The sequence below is a fragment of the Streptomyces sp. 13-12-16 genome (genome assembly GCF_002114215.1).
Lineage (GTDB): Bacteria > Actinomycetota > Actinomycetes > Streptomycetales > Streptomycetaceae > Streptomyces.
Genome location: NZ_NCTE01001031.1, coordinates 1,305 through 2,130, shown reverse-complemented (window position 1 = coordinate 2,130; position 826 = coordinate 1,305). Strand labels below are relative to the sequence as shown.

General features: G+C 77.8%; 1 protein-coding gene. It reads right to left on the bottom strand.

Annotation, left to right across the window (positions count from 1 at the left end; genetic code table 11):
- Positions 1 to 823, bottom strand: an 823-nt coding sequence (locus B7767_RS34685) for a penicillin acylase family protein (RefSeq protein ID WP_256923671.1), incomplete at its 3' end; no start/stop codon positions are given.
- Positions 824 to 826 lie beyond the last annotated feature (3 nt).

Here is an 826-nt window from a genome sequence, read left to right as displayed (position 1 = left end):
CCCGGCGGGCCCGCAGCAGCGGCAGCAGGGCTCCGAAGCCGAGGTCGCCGGTGACGCGGGGCGGGTAGCGCAGGGCGACGGCGAGCGGGGGCTCGCCGGGCTCGGGCACGCCGTCGTCGAGGCCCTCGGGGCCGCCGATGACGACGGGGCCGCGGTCGGTCTCGATGACCTCGACCTCGACCGGTTCCTCGCCCGCCACCTCGACGGTCTCGGTGTGCCGGGCGGCACGGTGCCACGTCCCGTCCGGGCCGAGCGCCTCCACCCCGGCGCCGGTGCGCCGCAGCCGCTCGCGGTAGAGGTCCTGGTAGTCGGCCATGGCGTTGGTGATGGCCCAGGCGACCGTGCCGGTGTGCCCGAAGTGGGCGATGCCGGGGACGCCGGGCACGGCGAGGCCGACGACGTCGAACTCCGGGCAGGACAGGCGGATCTGCTGGTAGACGCCGGGGTCCTCGATGAAGCGGTGCGGGTCCCCGGCGATGACCGCGTGCCCGGTGGTCGTACGGCCCCCGGCGACCATCCAGCCGTTGCTGCCGGCGGTGCCGGGACCGTCGGCGGCGAACAGGCCCACGGCGTCCGCACCGAGGTGGGCGGTGATGTGCGCCCGCCAGAGCTTGGCGGGGAAGCCGGCGAACAGGATGTGGGTGGAGAGCCAGACCGCGAGCGGGGTCCAGGGCTCCCAGCGGCCGGGCCGGAGGCCCACGCGGGCGAACTCGGGGGCGGCCTCGGACACCGGGCCCCCGGCAGGACGGTCCGCCGGGCCGGCCCCGCTCGCGGCGGAGCCGCTGTCCGCCGGGCCGGAGTCCGTCCCGGCGACGGACGCCAGGCC